The organism is Pseudomonas sp. AGC41 (assembly GCF_057334555.1).
Genome location: NZ_JBHFJB010000065.1, coordinates 10,553 through 12,485 on the forward strand (window position 1 = coordinate 10,553; position 1,933 = coordinate 12,485).

At 61.0% G+C, this 1,933-nt stretch carries 2 protein-coding genes; both read right to left on the reverse strand.

What is annotated here, in order from left to right; genetic code table 11:
- Positions 1–48: 48 nt before the first annotated feature.
- A complete protein-coding gene (locus tag ACE04F_RS12290) occupies positions 49–1,326 on the reverse strand; it encodes a flavohemoglobin expression-modulating QEGLA motif protein (RefSeq protein ID WP_014336757.1) in 1,278 nt (425 codons plus the stop codon).
- A gap of 36 nt (positions 1,327–1,362) precedes the next feature.
- Entirely contained in the window at positions 1,363–1,917 is a 555-nt protein-coding gene (locus tag ACE04F_RS12295) for a hypothetical protein (protein WP_305499058.1), read from the reverse strand.
- Positions 1,918–1,933: the final 16 nt, after the last annotated feature.

Genomic DNA, 1,933 nt, shown 5'->3' on the forward strand with positions numbered 1-1,933 from the left:
CCCCCCCCCCCCCCCCCCCCCCCCCCACACTTCTGAACGGTGTTGTGGTTACAGAATATTGGAATAATCCGCTTCGATCCGGTCCAGGCTCAGGTGGTTCAAGAAGTTGGAGAAGCACATCCAGGCCGACAAGGCGTTCATGTCGCGGAACTGCTCGGGCAGGTATTTGGGCGGCACGACCAGGCCCTCATCCACCAGTTGGCGCAGGGTGCGCATATCCTCCAGGGTGGTCTTGCCACAGAACAGCAGCGGCACCTGCTCCAGCTTGCCTTTGCGCACGGCCAGCTGAATGTAGTTGTAAACCATGATGAAGCCCTTGAGGTAGGACAAGTCTTTGGTAAATGGCAGACCGGTCGGCACCGAGCCACGGAAAACGCGGCTGGCGTTGCCGTAGCTTTCGGCCATTTCGAAACCCTGCTCGCGGAAAAACTCGAAGACCTGCAGGAAGTCGGCCCCTTCCTCCACCATATGGATGGCGCGGGTGCGGTTGGTGAGTTTGCGCAGGCGACTCGGGTAGGAGGCGAAGGTGATGATTTCCATCAGGATCGCCAGGCCTTCCTGGGTCACCGTCGACGAGGGCGGGCCCTTGGACAGGAAGGTGCAGATCGGTTGGTTCAACCCATTGAGGGTGGTGCCGACGTGCACCAGCCCTTCGTGAACCTCCAGGGCGCGCACATCCCGCTCGTTGAACATCGCGTCGGTGCGGATCTTGATGTAGTCGGCGCCCGCCGCCGCGTCGGCGACGATACCGTCGGACTCGAATACGCGAATGGTTTCCTCGGCCTCGCCAAACACCCGGTTGAGGCGATGCTGCAACAGGCTGACGGCCTCCTTGGCGCTGAGCACCTTGGGCTCGTCCTTGAGGTCGCCACGGCCATCGATGTTGTTCAGATAGTCGGAGAGCATCAGGCCGAGGTCGGCCAGGGTCGGGTCACCGGCGTGGAAGGCGTCGGAAGCGGCGCCGTACAGTTCCTGGGAAATCAACCCGAAATCCTCGGTGCCGCGCGCTTCGAGCATGCGTACCACCATGCGGTATTCCTTGCACATGCGCCGCATGATCTGGCCCACCGGGTTGAACTGCCCAAGCTGACGGGTGATGTCGCGCTCAATGTTCTGGAACTCCAGCTTCACTTTGCTGGAGTCGAAGGACAGTGGCCGGTTGAGGTAATAATCACGATCCACCGCAGGCATTTCCTTGCCCTTGGCCTTGAGAAACCCCTTGCGGATGCTCTCGTCCCACTTCACCGCGTCGAGAATGCGAATCGGCGTCTGCGCCAGCACAATGCGATCGGACAAGGTGCGTATCGTCTGCTGGTAATCGTCCACCCGAAACTCCTGTGAAAAAACGTCCGCTTGTAGCCGTTATTGGGATTTGCTCAGTCGCTGGTAGCGCACGGCTTCCGAGAACACATCGGAATTGGCCGGGTCGTCGAGGTAACTGAAAACCTTGTTCATGTCGCTGTCCACCAGCACGCCATCACCCTCCTCGCTCTGGTTTGGCTGGCCGCTGAGGAGCTTCTGGCCGATGGCCTGGTTGATCTGTTCCATGTCCAGGTTGTAGACCACCAGTTCCTGCTTGTCGGTCAGTTCGAAACCGGCGATGACGAAATGACCGCCGAAGCGCGCCGGCACCTTGGCCGACAAATACCAGCGACTGCCGTGGCGGGAGACGGTCAGGGGTATGGCTTCGCGCTCCTGAGGCCGGGCCCGGAAATAACTGACGGCCTGATAGCGATGCTTGCCGACTTCCGTCAGCTCCAGGTTCACCGGCTCACCCCAGGCGTTGGTGCTGGTCCAGTGGCCGAGCAGGCCCTTGGGCGCGGCTTCGCTGTCGGGCAACGGCGCCTTGAACGACACCAGGCAGCCACTGAGCAGCAGCAACGACACGGCCAGTGCAACGGCACGCCAGGCTTTCATTGGAACTCCCTATGGC